General features: G+C 41.0%; 1 protein-coding gene and 1 pseudogene. Both read right to left on the bottom strand.

From position 1 onward, the window contains the following. Window positions 1-224, bottom strand: a pseudogene (locus tag BUB92_RS11285) (glycine/sarcosine/betaine reductase complex selenoprotein A); the annotation flags it as partial. A gap of 63 nt (window positions 225-287) precedes the next feature. After that, window positions 288-1,571, bottom strand: coding sequence for a glycine/sarcosine/betaine reductase component B subunit (locus BUB92_RS11095; protein WP_073093623.1), 1,284 nt, complete (start codon window positions 1,569-1,571; stop codon window positions 288-290). Between the last annotated feature and the right edge of the window lie 109 nt (window positions 1,572-1,680).

The following is a 1,680-nucleotide window of genomic DNA, read 5'->3' as shown; positions in this document are numbered from 1 at the left end:
ACTACGATTACATTTTCATTGCCGTATTTTTCAGCAGCTTCTTTAATACGAGCTTGATTGGCCATGTCCATGGCCCCGGCTGCCGTTCAGACGAAACACTCAGTGCTGGTAAAGATTATTTCTCCTCCTATAGTTTCCATGCAAGCAGCTATAGCCGGACCGGGAATACCGTCACGGTCTCCTAATATGCAGATTTTCTTCCCTTCAAAAAAGCTTTTATCCATCTAAAACACTCTCCTTCCTCTGACTCTCTATATTTTGGCCTTATCTCTATATTTTCTTAAAATTTAGAAGCCTAAGGCTCCCATTTTGTTATAACCCAGCTCATTAGTAGCACCGGTAATAGCTTGTATTTCAACGGTTATGGAGCCATCTTCGGCTAATGAACCATCAAAACCACCGGCAATTACATTAACAGCATCAATATATCCTATTACCCGATCTAATTTGGGCAAGGTAATTACTTCATTAGCATTTCCACCGCTTACTACCGCATCGGCGGAAGGATGAGAATCAGCCAGTGACTGGGAAGCTCCATCTCTTCCGGCATATTCATCAGTTACACAAACGGTTTTAACTCCTAAAGCAGCAATCTTGCGGCAGTTCATGATGAGGTCAGCATCAGGATTACCAAAACCTTCTTCACTGATAATTACCCCATCAACTCCCAGGTATTCTACCAGTTTAGCCGTAAAGTTAGAACTGCGTTCCTTGTCCAGCAAGGTAACATTTTCATTGGTACAGATAACGCCTATAAAGTTGTAATCCTTGCCATGTCTTTCATAAAGGTCATAGATAATAGGGTTATTCATGTGATGGAAAGTAGTGTTTTTATCACATGAAGACACACAGTTACCGCTTATAATAGCTCCATCCATTACTTCCGTCGGATAGATAAAAGTGGGTAATATCTGCTTGGCATCTACACCATAAAGATAAGTGTCATGCATAAGCCCCTGGCTCTGCAGCATGTAAACATAAGCAACCTTCGGCAGATCAGGATACTCTTTAAGCTGTTCAAATAAAGGCTTGGTTTCATATACTTTTATTTCATCTGGTTCTACATTCCTTGCTACTTCTGCTATATAGCGGGTAGCTTTAAGTCCAGCCATCCTCACAGCTGCTTCATGCTCGTGCTGCTGCAAGCCTTCTACTTTATCAACCAGAACTACAACATTTATAGTTTTGGAAAAAGGTGTATAATCTGCCCCGGGTCCGGTCATGTCAATAATCCCTTCCTGGAAGCCAACAATTTTACCTACAGTTAAAACCGTCATGCCTTTTAAAACATGAGTTCTGCCAGACCCTACAATCTCAGCATTGCCAAAGAACCCCGGAAAAACCTGGCCATTGCCGGAAACCTTAACGCGAGGTTCTAAAACATCCTTTACCGGACAAATTCTTACTGAGTCACCAGGGCGAACAATTTCTACATCAATTTTGGAAAAACGCTCATCCTGAATTTCTTTTAAAAGCTCTTCTTTGTTGATATAAACTACACCATCTTTAAATTCGGTCTTATCACCAAACCTGACATCCTTGACATGAATATTGCCAAGTTCTAATCGCATCCTTATCCCTCCAGACTATTCAACATACTTTTTAATCTTTTCTTCTATATCTTCCGGGGTAATGTCTTGCCCGGAAAGCTCATCTATCTTTTCTCCGTTTTTGTAAAAG

This window comes from Thermosyntropha lipolytica DSM 11003, assembly GCF_900129805.1.
Lineage (GTDB): Bacteria > Bacillota > Syntrophomonadia > Syntrophomonadales > Syntrophomonadaceae > Thermosyntropha > Thermosyntropha lipolytica.
Note: the sequence above shows the minus strand (reverse complement) of the source record. Positions and strands in the feature narration are given on the sequence as shown.

What these genes read in the sequence shown, in the direction of transcription:
- BUB92_RS11095 (WP_073093623.1), bottom strand. Translation starts at nt 1,571, where the DNA reads ATGCGATTAGAACTTGGCAATATTCATGTCAAGGATGTCAGGTTTGGT.